Here is a 14,247-nt window from a genome sequence, read left to right as displayed (position 1 = left end):
AGAAAAGGATGGTTTCTATTTGGCGGGAGTGGCGATCGCCCTCATAATCAGCTCTTGAAACAGGTGTGTGCCCATTTCACGCGTTGGGGATAAGCGTCCCTGACGATACCCCAAGGACTGAGTTCGCTTTTGAACTTCAGGCAAGAGCTGTAAATCTTCTTGCTGAATGCCGTCATAAAACTCGATCAGCGGCTCCAGATTTGCTGGTGACTTAGCAGCATCCGTATTCGGCACCAGCCAATCCCACCGAACTCTGGTACGGCATGGCCCTTGAGGATCAATCAGGTAAATGATGGCGCAGTTGGGTGCCACAATCCAGGCAAAGTTCGGGAAAAAACTCATTGTCGAAATACCTGCCATCTCGTACTCATTCAGCCCATCAACGTAAAGGGCTGGGTCTTTCTCAGACGGCAACTCGTCTCGACCCACAAAAGGGGTGTATTGCAAGTAATAGTGATATCTCGCCTCAGCCTTTATGTGCTGATAATACTTGGCCAGAATCGGGTGAACTGTTGGCTCGTGATAGTTTTCTGCATTATTTTCGACGTACAGCTTCCAGTTACTATCCGTCCAATAGTCAATATAATGAGCCCTTGCCCAGGTTTCTAGCTTGTATCGCTTAAACATCTCCGGCAATTCGCCTAACTGAACTGCCAAAGCATCTGATTTAGGGTCCAGGTTAACAAAGATGAATGGACCCCAGGTGTCCACCTTCACCGCCGTCAAACCGTAAGCCACCAGGTCAAAATTCTCTGCCTCCTCCATATCAGGAATGCCGCGCAGGTTGCCCTCCAAGTCAAAGCTCCAGGCATGGTAAAGACAGGTAAGACGGTTACACTTGCCGCTGTCTACGGCCACTGGACCAGCCCGATGGGTACAAATGTTGAAAAAGGCGCGTAACTCGCCCGCCTTATTCCGCAGAATGACCAGAGGCTGCTCGGCAATCTCAACAGTGAAGTAAGAGTTTGGACCATCAAGCTGGCTGACATGCCCCACGTAATACCAATATTTGCCAAAGATGCGCTCTTGTTCCAAGCGATAGATCTCTAGTGAACTGTACATCTCAGCCGGAAGCGTAACCGCTTCACTGGAGAGCGATCGCGGTTGCCACGACTGCAACCAGGCAGGCTGCTTCGACTTCTGATCTAGTTCTGTCCCAATCAGGTTAACCACGGCTGAAGTACTGTTTGGAATTGAGGAGTGTGGAAGGCTTTATTCCAGACAGTCTATAGATTCCCGGTTGACTTTTTGTATCCAGAGATACGGAGAATAGTTGTGAACAATTGATTTCCAACCTCTTGATTTTACCGCTCCTAGCTATCTTGACTGACGGGACTGTTTTGATTGAAAGTAGCGATGAACTGTATCTCAGTTAACTTTTCATCTCGCAATCATCGGTTTAACTGAGAAAACCTATATCAAAAGTGATGCCCACCCCTACTCAGGAATTTTGATCATGCTGAACACCCGCCCATCCAGCGATGTGCGAGGACAAGAAGCCGGACTCGATGTGAGCCCCTCCTCCACCGCACAGCCCAAGATGGAAGTTCGCGGGCTGTTCAAGACCTTCCAGGTTCAGGGCAAACCGCTGATGGTGCTGCAAAATATCAACTTTCAGCTTCATGCGAGAGAGTTTGTCTGCCTGGTTGGGGCATCCGGTTGCGGCAAATCGACGCTGCTCAACATTGTTGCTGGACTGGATTCGCCAACCGCAGGGCAAGTTTTAGTTGATGGAGAAATGGTCGCTGGTCCTGGCTCTGACCGGGGTATGGTATTTCAGGGCTATACGCTTTATCCCTGGCTGACAGTCAGTGAAAATATTGCCTTTGGGTTAAAGCTGCGCCGCCTATCACGGGCACAACAGCAAGAGCGGGTGAATTATTATCTGGACGTAGTGGGGCTAACTCAGTTTGCCAAAGCTTATCCTAAGCAGCTCTCTGGTGGCATGAAACAGCGAGTGGCGATCGCCCGTGCCCTTGCCAACGAACCCGAAGTCTTGCTGATGGACGAACCCTTTGGCGCGCTCGATGCCCAAACCAAGGAGCAAATGCAGCAATTTTTGCTCAGACTATGGGATCAAACCCATACTACTATCTTGATGATTACCCACGATGTTGAAGAAGCAATCTTCCTGTCGCAGCGAGTCTATGTCATGAGCCGCTGTCCAGGACAACTGAAGCTCGAAGTACCTATTACCCTACCTGCTCAACGCGACCTGGAAATAAAACTCACTCCCGAATTTGTAGACATTAAGCGGCAGGTTCTGCACGCTCTACGAGACCAAGATTGAGCTAACATTGTTGCCGCGCAATTGTTGCCGCCCAGGGCTAGCTGCCAGCACTCTTCACTCCTTCGCAAATTTTCTTCAGTACGCTGCTGTTCTAAAATTCGCAGGTCGAGTTCCTGGTTAATCAACTTGATTTGCCGAGTTCGCCATGTGTCAGCCTGAGCGAAATATAGGTTCAGGGTTAAAGTCCAGGCGATAAGCAACCCCTCAACCAGCACGAGTAAGCGGTAGCAACAATCCCTTGCGCTTTATGGGAGAAGGACTGGGAATAAGGGAATTAAGGCGATCGCTAATTTCCGTTTCACAAGAATGAAATCTTGTTTATTCAGCAAATTTAGGAATCTTTGCGGTTTCTAGCAGGTACAAATGACTTTGTCCTGCAGGATTCCATTGACAGGGGGTGACAGGACGCGATAATCATGATTCAACCGTTACATCCTTTTTTGACAATGCAACATTTTCTAAACTTTCGGTTTTATCAGCAGCAAGGGGGACGGACATGGATGTCAGCTTAATCGTATCCAACATCCTGAACCCACCCATTCTGTTCTTTTTCTTGGGCATAACTGCTGTTCTAGTCAAATCTGACCTGGAAATTCCTGCTCCTATTCCAAAACTCTTTTCGCTCTACCTGCTATTTGCGATCGGCTTTAAGGGAGGGGTAGAGCTAGTTAAAAGTGGCATTACTCAGGAAGTCATGTTGACGCTTCTTGCGGCAATGCTGATGGCATGTATTGTGCCGTTTTATACCTTTTTTATTCTAAGGATAAAGCTGGATGCCTATGACTCAGCTGCGATCGCGGCCACCTACGGCTCGATTAGCGCTGTCACCTTTATTACTGCAAGTACTTTTTTGACTGGACTTGGCATCGATTTTGATGGCTATATGGTTGCGGCTCTTGCCCTAATGGAGTCCCCAGCAATTATTGTAGGTCTGATTTTAGTCAACTTATTTACCGTGGATGAGACACGAGAATTTGCCTGGTCGGAAGTGCTGAAAGAAGCATTTCTTAACAGTTCAGTTTTCTTGCTGGTAGGTAGCTTATTGATCGGCGTATTGACGGGAGAGCGGGGTTGGCACGCCTTAGAACCCTTTACTCAGGGAATGTTTTACGGCGTTTTGACCTTCTTCTTGCTAGACATGGGACTCGTTGCTGCTAGAAGACTTAAAGACTTACAAAAAACTGGCCTTTTTCTAATCTCGTTTGCCATACTGATTCCTATACTCAATGCAGGCATTGGGCTGCTTATTGCCAGATTCATTAACATGCCTCAAGGAGATGCACTTTTGTTCTCCGTTTTGTGTGCAAGTGCTTCTTATATTGCTGTCCCAGCAGCGATGCGAATAACGGTGCCCGAAGCGAACCCCAGCCTGTATGTTTCGACTGCTCTAGCGGTGACATTCCCATTCAACATCATTGTAGGAATTCCACTCTATCTGTACGGAATTGACCTGTTGTGGAGATAATCTCATGCATCTTGTTAAAAAAATAGAAATTATTGCCAATTCATTTGAGCTTGGCAAAATTTTGGATAGCTTAAATAAATCAGGTATACACGGTCACGCTGTAATTCGTAATGTTGCAGGTACAGGGTTGCGAGACGGCACTGAAGATCTAGACATGACCATGCTAGATAATGTTTACATTCTTGCTTTCTGTATGCCTGAGCAAATTAAAACAGTTGTCGAAAATGTTCGACCTTTGCTCAACAAGTTTGGTGGCACCTGTTACGTCTCAGATGTAATGGAAATTCGCTCTGTTAAATGTATTGCATCATTGTGAGTCACTATGAATCATACCCATAGTTTCATTGGTCGGCGTGACCTGCTAAAACGAGCTTCAATCACAACCTTGGGTTTAGCAGCTGGCACTTTCTTAGGGCGCGTAAAGCAGGCTGAAGCTGCTGAACTGTCTGCGATCGCCCCTTCCCTCAGTCCTGATGATGCTCTACAAAAACTGATGGAAGGCAATCAACGGTTTGTCCAGCATCAGCCGCAATATCCAGACCAGTCAGCAGCACGGTTACAGGAAGTGGCTCAGGTGCAGCATCCCTTTGCCACTGTACTGAGTTGTGCAGACTCACGAGTGCCAGCCGAAATCCTTTTTGACCAGGGCATCGGTGACATTTTTGACGTGCGAATCGCCGGAAATATTGCTACGCCAGAGGCGCTTGGTAGCATTGAATATGCCGTTGTTTTACTAGATACGCCGGTGCTAATGGTGCTGGGGCACGAGCGCTGTGGTGCTGTCACGGCTGCGGTGCAAAACGAGACTCTACCCGGTGAGATTGGCAGCTTCGTCAAAGCCATTTTGCCAGCGGTTGAACGGGTCAAAGACAAGGCAGGTGATACGGTCGATAATGCTGTAACTGCGAATGTGCAGTACCAGATTGAACAGTTGAAGCGATCGCCCCTCCTAACAGAGCGATTACAGTTAGGCAAACTCAAGATCGTCGGCGGTCGATATGACCTGGACACAGGAACAGTAACGATGGTTGCTTAGCTTGAGCTTTGGCGAAATTTGGACTTGAGCGGAGTTTTGAGGAACTTAGTTCAAACAGTTCACGATGGAGCAGTTTGTCAACGTTGATCAGTATCGTTTCAACTATCAGGCGGTAGGGCAGCCCGCTCATCCCGTAATTTTGTTTTTGCACGGGTTTATGGGGGATTGTCATGAGTTTGACCAGGCGATCGCCCTTCTATCTAATCGCTACTGTTGTCTCTCTATCGATCTACCAGGACATGGAAAAACTCAAGTCAAAACTGGCGATCAAGCATATACCATCGAAAGCACCGCACATGGGTTAATCCAATTTTTGGAGGCTCTCAAGATTCAATTCTGCTCTCTCGTTGGCTATTCGATGGGAGGACGACTTGCCCTATACCTGACGCTTCACTTTCCACACAAGTTCTTAAAAACAGTATTAGAGTCTGCTTCTCCAGGGCTTAAGACTTCAGCCGAGAGGGAGCAGCGAATTCAACAGGATCTCACTTTAGCCAAAAAACTAAAAGCAAATTTTCCTTCCTTCTTAACAAAATGGTACGAACAGCCGCTATTTAACTCACTTCAACACCACTCAGACTTTGAGAAATTGCTAAAGCAACGTCTAAAAAATCGTCCCGCACAGCTTGCTAAGTCTCTCTGCTATCTGAGTACAGGCTGTCAGCCTTCACTGTGGCAACAAATCCAACAAAACACAGTTCCAATCAGTCTGCTAACAGGTGAATTAGACCCTAAATTTGTCCAGATCAATCATGAAATGTCTCAGCTAGGAAAACTCATGCAGCTCAGAATTGTGGAGCGGTGCGGACATAACATTCACTTTGAAAATGCTCATATTTTTGCAGAGCACATCCAATTTTTTTTAAGCAAAGATGTTTGATATCTGCTGAACCTATGCAGATCTTGCTGTAATGTTTAACGGGGTTCTCTAAACATCTTTGGCGTTACACCCACATATTGACGAAAGAGGCGAGTAAAAGAACTGTGGTTTGTGAAGCCAACTTCAAAGGCAATTTCGGTAATCGTCAATTCTGATTTTGACAATAATTGCTCTGCTCTATCGATTCGGCATTGAGTGAGATATTGATGGGGAGTCTTACCCGTTAATTGCTTGAATAACCGACAGAAATGATACTGGCTCAGTCCTAGTATCCCTGCCATGTCAGCCAGAGAAACATCCTGATCCAGATGAGTTTGGATGTAGTCCGTTACTTTTTGCAGTTGAGACTTTGATAAATGTCCTGATGCTCTCGGCGGCAGTTTCACCTGCCACGTTGAATAATGCTTAATCAAATGGATTGCTAATCCTGTCGCTAACGATTCCCCAAACATTCGCCCTGCTGGATGGTCTGCTTCTACATCCGCTTTAAGAGCGAGCCCAACTTGCTGAATGAATGGATCAGCCACACCAATTTTGGGAATCAGTTCAATCTGCTTGACCTGAATCGATTCGTTGACGATTTTCTCAAAGAAGGCTGGAAGAAAGCCAATTAAGGAAAACTCACCAGGTTGCTGCCAAATCGATGAGTACCTGACTTTAGCAGGAATAAACAACACCTCACCGGGCTGACAATAACAGGTCTGCACCTGTCCCTCAAATCGATGCTCTGATGAAATGGGATGCCCGCTGCCCGTGATTCCAATAACGTGCTGCACGTATTGAAATTCTGGACTTTCGTGCGCCGGATGATCGTAATGGTTAAAAAATATCCCTTGCCATTGCGATCGCTGACTCGAAATGACCGGCGACTCGGACAACGCAGGACGAACCTGTTTAGTTAGATCAACCAGCGGCAGCCCATCTACAGAACTCATAGCAAAGAACCTACGCCGTCAACCCTAATAATTTAACGTAAAGAGAAATAAGTCATACCAATTCCAAAAACTAGGGTTACAGATGAGTCGGGGCGATCGCTCAACGCTCTACTTCCACAAATTATTCAGAATTACCCTACAGGTTTTGCTAGTAGTGCAAATTCTGGTTCTAGTGAGTAAAAGCTGAAATTCATTGATGACGAATAAGCACTCATTCCTGATTACAACTTCTAGTACGTCATCTACTTAATTAGACAGATCTTTCTTCTACTCCTTAAAGTGGAGCAAACCCTGAAACTTTTGACTGGGCTTGAAAACCGGGTTTCTACAGAAAACTTGTGTAGTGTGCTTTTCCGGGGGAAAGTGTTTCTTTAGAACAAAAATAGTCTGCAAAAATTGTAATTTCTTAATACCAACTAATTTCCCGCAATAAGATTCTATGAGATCTATAAAAAACATTGCTCTAACATTTTTGGTTTTGCTTGTTTTAGCTGCGCCTGGATTCGCTCAAGCCTCTGATACAGCAAATACAAATGGGTTCTTAGCTGGCATTGACGCTGTTTTTGGTGCAGTTGTAGCAGCTCTAGAAAAAGTGATCTTTCTCAGTATTGGTGGTATGCCACTGGTTGTCCTGTGGTTACTGGCGGGAGCAATCTTCTTCACGTTTCGGATGAAGTTTGTTAATATTCGGGCGTTTCGTCATGCGATTGATGTGGTTAGGGGCAATTATGATAACCCTGATGAACCTGGAGAAGTCTCTCACTTTCAGGCACTTTCTGCTGCGCTCTCTGCCACCGTTGGACTGGGCAACATTGCAGGAGTGGCGATCGCTATTCAGCTTGGTGGACCCGGAGCCGTCTTTTGGATGACTATCGTCGGGCTGCTAGGCATGTCTAGCAAGTTTGCTGAGTGTACCTTGGGCTTGATGTATCGCATCATTCGTCCTGATGGCACTGTTTCTGGCGGGCCAATGTATTATCTCTCCCGTGGCTTAGCGGAAAAAGGGTTGCGCCCTCTCGGTAAAGTTTTGGCAGGGGTCTTCTGTGTATTTTGTATTGGTGGCGCGTTTGGTGGTGGCAACATGTTTCAGGTTAACCAGTCTTTTGCTGGCTTAACTGCCGCTATTCCTGCCTTAGAGGGCTTCAACTGGCTCTATGGGCTGGTTCTCATGGCGCTGGTAGGCTTAGTTATTATCGGTGGGATTCGGCGAATTGGAGCAGTAGCCGGGTTTCTGGTACCCGCGATGTGTCTCACTTACTTTGTCGCAGCACTTTGGATTCTCGTCACTAACTTGACCGAAATTCCAGCCGCCGCTGCCACCATTGTGCGTGAAGCCTTTTCACCTCAAGCAGCGATTACAGGAGGACTCGTTGCAGTCTTAGTTCAAGGTGTGAGACGGGCTGCTTTTGACAACGAAGCTGGAGTCGGCTCAGCCCCCATCGCTCACTCTGCTGCCCGGACTGATGAACCTGTGCGCGAAGGTATTGTTGCTCTACTGGAACCGTTTATTGACACCGTTGTAGTCAGCAATATGACCGCTCTGGTTATTGTAATCACCGGAGTTTACGCAAACCAGACAGGCGGAGAACCCGATGGCATTCAGATGACCTTTGAGGCTTTTTCTACCTCAATCCCCTGGTTTCCTGTAATTTTGGGGATTGCAGTCTTTTTGTTTGCCTTCTCCACCATTATTTCCTGGGGCTATTATGGCGAACGAAGCTGGACATTTTTGTTTGGGGAGCGATCGCTAAGGGTCTATCAGATCATCTACGTCATCTTTGTATTTGTTGGAGCGGTGGTAAACCTCCAGTCTGTTCTCAACTTTGGTGACATGATGATTCTGGCAATGGCATTTCCCAACTTACTCGGCTGTTTTCTCCTATCAGGCAAAGTAGTAGAAGCATTGGAAGATTACTTGACCCGCCTCAATTCGGGACAAATGGTTGAGGTAAGACGAGTGGAAGAACCTACCGTTCGTTAACCTTTAGACTATGCGTAGCGGCAGAAACCTAGAACTTGGCTCATGCAGGATGCCTTAGCGCAGCGTAACTCATGGCTCACCTGCTTCACCTCACCGATTCCGAACCTTCAATCAATAAAACTTTTGCATGAATCACTTTTGAAGCGTGAAGGGTAGCGCTAACCCTTCACGCAGAAAGTTTGATGAATTCATGCCTTTAAGTAGCAGACATTTGAAATTGAGGGGTCGAATGGGATAAAGCAAGTTCCTCTGGTGACATGAACTCCTCAATCTTTTCAAATAGAGGGGATGATAGATATCGCTCACCCGTATCGGGCAGCATACAGAGGATGACAGAGCCAGCAGCAGCCTTCTCAGCGACCTGCATGGCAACGGCAAAGGTTGCACCTCCGGAAATTCCGGTGATAATTCCTTCTTGACGAGCTAATTTATTAGACCACTCAATACCCTCTGCTCCAGAGACTGGAACAAACTCATCAAAGTAGTGGTGATCAATGGCTTCTTGTAAAACATAGGGGACAAAATCAGGAGTCCAGCCCTGAATGGGATGAGGTTGGAATGCTGGATGGCTCACGGCAGGAGAACGGTCTGCGTTGCGTTCCTGAGGAATGTTAGACCCAACCACTGGCGCATTACTGGGCTCGGTGAGAATGATTTTTGTCTCAGGTCGTTCTTTACGCAGCACCCGAGCTACACCCGATACAGTTCCACCTGTGCCATAGCCTGTAACCCAGTAGTCAAGCTTTTCTCCGGCAAAATCAGCCAGAATCTCACGGGCGGTTGTGTTTTCGTGGATTTTTGCGTTGTCATCTGTCTCAAACTGATGAGCTAGAAACCAACCGTTCGTATCGGCTAATTCTTTTGCCTTTTGGTACATGCCATAGCCTTTTTCGGCTCGGGGGGTGAGCACCACCTTAGCGCCGAGAAATCGCATCAGCTTGCGTCGTTCAATCGAGAAACTATCCGCCATCGTAACCACTAAAGGATAACCCTTCGCCGCACAAACCATGGCTAGACCAATGCCCGTGTTGCCGCTGGTGGCCTCCACAACGGTTTGACCCGGTTTGAGATCCCCACGACGCTCGGCTTCTTCAATAATGCTGATGGCGAGACGGTCTTTAACCGAAGCGGCAGGATTAAAGAACTCTGCTTTGACATACAGACGAACATGATCAGGGGCTAGGGTATTGACCCGAATGCAGGGCGTGTCTCCAATGGTATCTACAATGCTTTCGTATAAACGGCCACGACCAAGGGTTTGACGTGAATTGTTGGAAGTCATGTTATTTTTTTCCTCAATCAACCGTAATCGTCCGTGCCATATTATTACTGCGTTAATGCCTCTGATTGAACAATATTGTTGCGTTGACATCGAAAATGTCAAAGAACGTTATTTTTCGCAAAACTTATAAAGTAGCTGCTCCATATCTCTGACTCTGCAACGATCGCCAAAGGTTGTAGTGTAGCTATAACCTCAAAGGCTATAACCTCAAAGATTAGAACAAAAAATAGAAATAGGGCAGGCATTGACATTAAAACCGTCCAGACGGTACAGTAAGTTTATGGTTACTTACAAGCGTTTGGCAATCGAGCTTTTGCCTGTTGAAGCTTGATGCTAAAACGCCGAATGCCCCCAGATTTCGTGATAGTTTCCTGGTCATTTCTGTGGCTGATATCTATGGCTGATACAAAACGGTCAAAATCTCGATCAGCCACGCGTGAAGCCCTGCTCCGGGCTGCTAGTCAAGTTGTCATTGACAAAGGAGTTGAAGCATTAACACTGGATGCTGTAGCTCAACAAGCAGGAGTCAGTAAAGGAGGGTTACTTTATCACTTTCCTAACAAAGACGCACTGATGACAAGCATGGTGGAGCAACTGATTCAAGATTTTGAAGCAGTATTGCAGACTGAGTTTGACCAGGACGATGCACCGGGAACGCCCGGACAGTGGGTGCGCGCATATATTCGAGCGACGCTACGGTTTAGCAAACAATCACTGGCATTAGTTGCCCGTCTTTCTTCAATTGCGGCTAACTCGCCCGACTTGTTTGAATCTGCCAAAGTCTATGAACAGCAGTCACGGCAGCGAATTGAAACCAGTGGAATTGATCCCATAAAGGCAACAATTATTCTGTTGGCGGCTGATGGTTTGTGGCTTTCAGAAGTGTTTCAAGTTGGCACTTTAGAGGAGCCTCAGCTGACTCAAGTGGTGGAAACACTGCTGGCGATGACGCGATCGCCCGAATCAGCTAGCTAATATTTCTCAATCTGTTGTCTGAATGCTGATGACTCCAGTTCATCCAGCTAGTTTGTCCTGCCAATGCACATTTTTGCTCACATATAATTGCTCACATACGAGATTCATCATGGAAACCAATCAACCATCAATAGCAACACTGAATTCCGAACTATTTGGCAATCCTTATCCTTGGTATGCCCAGATGCGCCGTGAATCACCTGTGTGGTATGACGCAAATCAGCAAGTCTGGATGGTGTTTCGCTATGAGGATGTAAAACGGATATTTTCGGATTGGCAAACATTTTCGTCCAAAATTCCTCATCCACCTGAGCAAACTGATTTGACTCAAAGCTTGAACTATACTGACCCACCCAAACATCAATCACTGCGATCGCTGGTTGCAAAGGTGTTTACGGCTCGTCGGATAGAAGAATTAGCACCGCGCATTACTCAAATTACCCATGAACTGATTGATCAAGTCCAGGGGCAGGAACGGATTGACTTTATGCGTGACCTGGCAATTCCCCTACCTATCATTGTGATTGCTGAAATTTTAGGTATTCCCATTGCAGATCGCGAAGACTTTAAGCGGTGGTCAGATGGAATTGTGGTGTATGACTCAACGGCAATAACAGCAATGGCTGACTATTTTCGACATTTGCTAGAACAGCGGCGACAGCATCCTGGCAAAGACTTAATTAGTGATTTACTTGCCGCCCACGAAGCAGCCGAAACCCTGACTGCTCAGGAGCTAGTAGATTTCTGCATGATCCTGTTAATCGCTGGTAATGAAACCACAACAAACTTACTGGGAAATGCTGTTCTCTGTTTCAAGGAACATCCAGAAGCCTTCGAGCGGCTGAAGCGGGAGCCAGATCTGGTGCCGCTGGCAGTCGAGGAAGTCTTGCGCTATCGCTCCTCGGTGCAGGGAATAGAACGGTTTACCAAAGTTGACGTACAGGTGGGGGAACAGACCATTCCAGCAGGACAAATGGTCATCGTTTGGATGGGGTCAGCCAACCGGGATGAGACAAAGTTCGATCGCCCAGATGAGTTCATTGTCGATCGTGATCCCAATCCACACTTAGCCTTTGGCAATGGCATTCACTTTTGTCTGGGTGCGCCCCTGGCTCGTCTAGAAGGCAAAATTGTACTAAGTGCGGTGCTAGAACGCCTGTCCAACTTACGGATTGATCCAAACGCCACATTGGAGTTTATTCCCTCGACTGGAGTGCATGGGGTTAAATCCTTACCCGTCCTGTTGTAAACGTTTCAAAATACGGTGGTTATATTAGCCGCGCCTTTCAACGTATCCCTTGATAAGTTGGGTAATAGCCAATATCTCAAGCATTAAGTATGTATACACATTGGCAACCAAGAATGATTGCTTCACCTTTCTGTAATCAACTTTTCTAAGGCTAAGAGAACCTATAAATGATTCCACAACCACAGAAAACCAAAACATAGGAAGGAGTGTGAAGATGATTTCCAGTGGTAGAAACGGAAAGGAACCCGGCTGCACCGGTACAGTCGATCCAAAAAGTATGGTTCCGGTCAATGCTCCAATCGGTAATATAACAAGCAGCCCTCCGACAACAGTTGATATAACATTGGTGCTAAAAGCAACCCAAACTGCTTTGAAAACACCAGTTTTAAGCAGTTTCCTATGAATGTAGGCTTCAATCACAATAATTGGGATTAGCAGGAGAACCTGATAGAAAAGGCTCTGAGAGAATAGTGGAATTCCAGCATTTGCTAAGAGTATGTTTTTAAAGTAGAAGGACGAACTGCTAATCAACATAAGAACCTAAAAAACGTGTTTCTTAAATATATAAATGGGTACTAGCTAACGGTGCACTTGAGCGGACGCAGACAACCTTTGCGATACACCTAAATCTTTCGTCAGTCCGCTCCAAGCGAATGTTTGACTGCAACCTACTGTACCGTGTAGCCGCCATCAATCACTAAGTTGTGCCCAGTGATGTAAGAAGCATCGTCAGAACATAGCCAAACAACTGCTTTAGCAACCTCCTCTGGCGTTCCACCTCGCTTGAGCGGGACGCTTGCCTCCATTTGCTGCAAGGTATCCTGAGGAACCTCAGCCAATAAATCAGTCAAAATTAAACCTGGACTGACGCAGTTGATCCGAATCCCTTGTCTCCCGTATTCCATTGCAGCAGTTCGGGTTAGAGCCACTACCCCTCCTTTGGCAGCAGTGTAGCTGCCAAAATTAGGCACACCAATTACACCACCTCCTTGAGATGCCATATTGACGATCGCCCCACCCCCACTTTTGAGCATCGCCGGAATCTCATACTTCATCGATAGCCACACTGCTTTCAGGTTGACGTTTAATTCTAAGTCCCACTCTGGCTCTGACAGTTCAACGAGTGGTGTAGCTTTGCCAAATCCAGCGTTGTTGAAAACACAGTCGAGACAACTGTAGGACTCTAAAGTCTGATTAATAAGTGCATCAATATCTGCTGCCTTTGTTACGTCAGTCTTGATAAAAAAACCACCACTGCCAGCCGCTTTGACCTGCTGAACTGTTTCTTCGCCTTCTGACTCTCTACGAGCCGCAACAACGACCTTCGCCCCTTGTCTAGCCAACTCAATCGCAGTAGCTCGACCGATTCCGGAGCTTCCACCTGTGACGATCGCGACCTTCCCACTTAGCCCAAGACCCATGCTGCTTGCTCCTAGTTACAACTGTTTGTGAGTAAGCTAGGAGAAATGTCCACGATTGTCTATCAACTTCTTGCGATCGCATTCCATAAATATCCCCTGAAAAGCACATTACTAGTAATTTAGCGGTCGAGCGATCGCGGTTACCGGATGTAGATAACCTTTACACCCTAACTGATTATGTTGAATACATTCCAGTGCAGCATGGTTGTTAGGTGTTTAAACAATCTTCAGCATTATTCCTACGCTTTTTCATCACAAACTTAAGAGGAAAATTGTAAGAATGCAGCCAGCGATCGCAATTGATGTATGAAGCGCCACCCAAAGCTGATTGGGATAAATTTTTGTCATAAACGGGTGACGCTTTTCATGAAATTCTTTTGCTTGAATCCTCAGTGCTTCAATCTGTGCGTCAGGATATAACTTATCCAACTTGTCACGATAAAGTTTTATAATTGATAGACTGTAATGAATGCGTTCTCGGTATTTGCGAACACCGATCGCTCCGTAAACTCCCAAAAAAATAAGCAGCAGAGATAGCGGGAGATTGTTCCTATCAAGACCTTTCTGAGTAAAAATTCCGGCGTTGCTGAAACCGTAATGGTTAAGTAGGTAGAGGAATAGCTCGATACTTCAAATAGTGAAGCAGCAAACGGAGTGAACATTTCAACATCTCAAGGGATTTGGAGTAGCACAAGGTTTTACGGTGCAGCCGTGCTAGGTAATGCCGTAGACG

General features: G+C 46.5%; 14 protein-coding genes and 1 pseudogene. 8 read left to right on the top strand and 7 right to left on the bottom strand.

Features of this window, described 5'->3' with window-relative positions; translation table 11 throughout:
* Nucleotides 1-15 precede the first annotated feature (15 nt).
* On the bottom strand, nucleotides 16-1,173 hold the full coding sequence (locus tag H6F93_RS23670) for an SRPBCC family protein (protein WP_190686220.1): 1,158 nt from the start codon (nucleotides 1,171-1,173) through the stop codon (nucleotides 16-18).
* Between the two features lie 283 nt (nucleotides 1,174-1,456).
* Between H6F93_RS23670 and H6F93_RS23665 the strand changes: the two genes are divergently transcribed.
* The 5 genes from H6F93_RS23665 to menH all read left to right on the top strand — a co-directional run bounded on the left by H6F93_RS23665 (nucleotide 1,457) and on the right by menH (nucleotide 5,671).
* A complete protein-coding gene (locus tag H6F93_RS23665; RefSeq protein ID WP_190686217.1) occupies nucleotides 1,457-2,290 on the top strand; it encodes an ABC transporter ATP-binding protein in 834 nt (277 codons plus the stop codon).
* A gap of 496 nt (nucleotides 2,291-2,786) precedes the next feature.
* Entirely contained in the window at nucleotides 2,787-3,755 is a 969-nt protein-coding gene (locus H6F93_RS23660) for a sodium-dependent bicarbonate transport family permease (protein WP_190643671.1), read from the top strand.
* Between the two features lie 4 nt (nucleotides 3,756-3,759).
* On the top strand, nucleotides 3,760-4,071 hold the full coding sequence (locus H6F93_RS23655; protein ID WP_190643670.1) for a P-II family nitrogen regulator: 312 nt from the start codon (nucleotides 3,760-3,762) through the stop codon (nucleotides 4,069-4,071).
* A 6-nt stretch (nucleotides 4,072-4,077) separates the two neighbouring features.
* Entirely contained in the window at nucleotides 4,078-4,791 is a 714-nt protein-coding gene (locus H6F93_RS23650) for a carbonic anhydrase (RefSeq protein WP_190686213.1), read from the top strand.
* A gap of 64 nt (nucleotides 4,792-4,855) precedes the next feature.
* Nucleotides 4,856-5,671: a 2-succinyl-6-hydroxy-2,4-cyclohexadiene-1-carboxylate synthase gene (gene menH / locus H6F93_RS23645; protein ID WP_190686210.1), complete on the top strand. Its 816-nt coding sequence runs from the start codon at nucleotides 4,856-4,858 to the stop codon at nucleotides 5,669-5,671.
* Between the two features lie 35 nt (nucleotides 5,672-5,706).
* Here menH and H6F93_RS23640 read toward each other — a convergent pair whose 3' ends face one another.
* The gene (locus tag H6F93_RS23640; protein ID WP_190686207.1) at nucleotides 5,707-6,606 is read right to left on the bottom strand and encodes an AraC family transcriptional regulator; all 900 of its coding nucleotides are present in this window, start codon (nucleotides 6,604-6,606) and stop codon (nucleotides 5,707-5,709) included.
* Between the two features lie 439 nt (nucleotides 6,607-7,045).
* Here H6F93_RS23640 and H6F93_RS23635 point away from each other — a divergent pair, with 439 nt between their 5' ends.
* On the top strand, nucleotides 7,046-8,587 hold the full coding sequence (locus H6F93_RS23635) for an alanine/glycine:cation symporter family protein (RefSeq protein ID WP_190686204.1): 1,542 nt from the start codon (nucleotides 7,046-7,048) through the stop codon (nucleotides 8,585-8,587).
* Between the two features lie 196 nt (nucleotides 8,588-8,783).
* Here H6F93_RS23635 and H6F93_RS23630 read toward each other — a convergent pair whose 3' ends face one another.
* The gene (locus tag H6F93_RS23630; protein ID WP_190686201.1) at nucleotides 8,784-9,869 is read right to left on the bottom strand and encodes a PLP-dependent cysteine synthase family protein; all 1,086 of its coding nucleotides are present in this window, start codon (nucleotides 9,867-9,869) and stop codon (nucleotides 8,784-8,786) included.
* A 396-nt stretch (nucleotides 9,870-10,265) separates the two neighbouring features.
* Here H6F93_RS23630 and H6F93_RS23625 point away from each other — a divergent pair, with 396 nt between their 5' ends.
* Both H6F93_RS23625 and H6F93_RS23620 read left to right on the top strand, forming a co-directional pair.
* Nucleotides 10,266-10,844: a TetR/AcrR family transcriptional regulator gene (locus tag H6F93_RS23625; protein WP_190686198.1), complete on the top strand. Its 579-nt coding sequence runs from the start codon at nucleotides 10,266-10,268 to the stop codon at nucleotides 10,842-10,844.
* 109 nt (nucleotides 10,845-10,953) lie between these two features.
* Entirely contained in the window at nucleotides 10,954-12,093 is a 1,140-nt protein-coding gene (locus tag H6F93_RS23620; RefSeq protein ID WP_190686195.1) for a cytochrome P450, read from the top strand.
* A 24-nt stretch (nucleotides 12,094-12,117) separates the two neighbouring features.
* On the opposite strand, the gene H6F93_RS23615 is transcribed toward H6F93_RS23620, so the two are convergent.
* The 4 genes and pseudogenes from H6F93_RS23615 to H6F93_RS23600 form a co-directional block, all read right to left on the bottom strand.
* Nucleotides 12,118-12,627 carry a hypothetical protein gene (locus H6F93_RS23615; RefSeq protein WP_190686192.1) on the bottom strand — a complete coding sequence of 170 codons (510 nt, stop codon included), beginning with the start codon at nucleotides 12,625-12,627 and terminating at the stop codon, nucleotides 12,118-12,120.
* A 134-nt stretch (nucleotides 12,628-12,761) separates the two neighbouring features.
* The gene (locus H6F93_RS23610; RefSeq protein WP_190686189.1) at nucleotides 12,762-13,514 is read right to left on the bottom strand and encodes a glucose 1-dehydrogenase; all 753 of its coding nucleotides are present in this window, start codon (nucleotides 13,512-13,514) and stop codon (nucleotides 12,762-12,764) included.
* A gap of 252 nt (nucleotides 13,515-13,766) precedes the next feature.
* Entirely contained in the window at nucleotides 13,767-14,030 is a 264-nt protein-coding gene (locus H6F93_RS23605) for a hypothetical protein (RefSeq protein WP_190686186.1), read from the bottom strand.
* An 85-nt stretch (nucleotides 14,031-14,115) separates the two neighbouring features.
* Nucleotides 14,116-14,247 (bottom strand): annotated as a pseudogene (locus H6F93_RS23600) (IS1 family transposase); the annotation flags it as partial.

Origin of the sequence: Leptolyngbya sp. FACHB-671 (assembly GCF_014695745.1) — a bacterium.
Lineage (GTDB): Bacteria > Cyanobacteriota > Cyanobacteriia > Elainellales > Elainellaceae > JAAUTN01.
This window is presented reverse-complemented; position numbering and strand designations above follow the sequence as displayed.

Bases quoted from the DNA above. Each gene is read 5' to 3' on its own strand.
- H6F93_RS23660 (WP_190643671.1), top strand. From the start codon at position 2,787: ATGGATGTCAGCTTAATCGTATCCAACATCCTGAACCCACCCATTCTG.
- H6F93_RS23610 (WP_190686189.1), bottom strand. From the start codon at position 13,514: ATGGGTCTTGGGCTAAGTGGGAAGGTCGCGATCGTCACAGGTGGAAGC.
- menH (WP_190686210.1), top strand. From the start codon at position 4,856: ATGGAGCAGTTTGTCAACGTTGATCAGTATCGTTTCAACTATCAGGCG.
- H6F93_RS23655 (WP_190643670.1), top strand. From the start codon at position 3,760: ATGCATCTTGTTAAAAAAATAGAAATTATTGCCAATTCATTTGAGCTT.
- H6F93_RS23625 (WP_190686198.1), top strand. From the start codon at position 10,266: ATGGCTGATACAAAACGGTCAAAATCTCGATCAGCCACGCGTGAAGCC.
- H6F93_RS23665 (WP_190686217.1), top strand. From the start codon at position 1,457: ATGCTGAACACCCGCCCATCCAGCGATGTGCGAGGACAAGAAGCCGGA.
- H6F93_RS23635 (WP_190686204.1), top strand. From the start codon at position 7,046: ATGAGATCTATAAAAAACATTGCTCTAACATTTTTGGTTTTGCTTGTT.
- H6F93_RS23650 (WP_190686213.1), top strand. From the start codon at position 4,078: ATGAATCATACCCATAGTTTCATTGGTCGGCGTGACCTGCTAAAACGA.
- H6F93_RS23615 (WP_190686192.1), bottom strand. From the start codon at position 12,627: ATGTTGATTAGCAGTTCGTCCTTCTACTTTAAAAACATACTCTTAGCA.
- H6F93_RS23620 (WP_190686195.1), top strand. From the start codon at position 10,954: ATGGAAACCAATCAACCATCAATAGCAACACTGAATTCCGAACTATTT.
- H6F93_RS23630 (WP_190686201.1), bottom strand. From the start codon at position 9,869: ATGACTTCCAACAATTCACGTCAAACCCTTGGTCGTGGCCGTTTATAC.
- H6F93_RS23640 (WP_190686207.1), bottom strand. From the start codon at position 6,606: ATGAGTTCTGTAGATGGGCTGCCGCTGGTTGATCTAACTAAACAGGTT.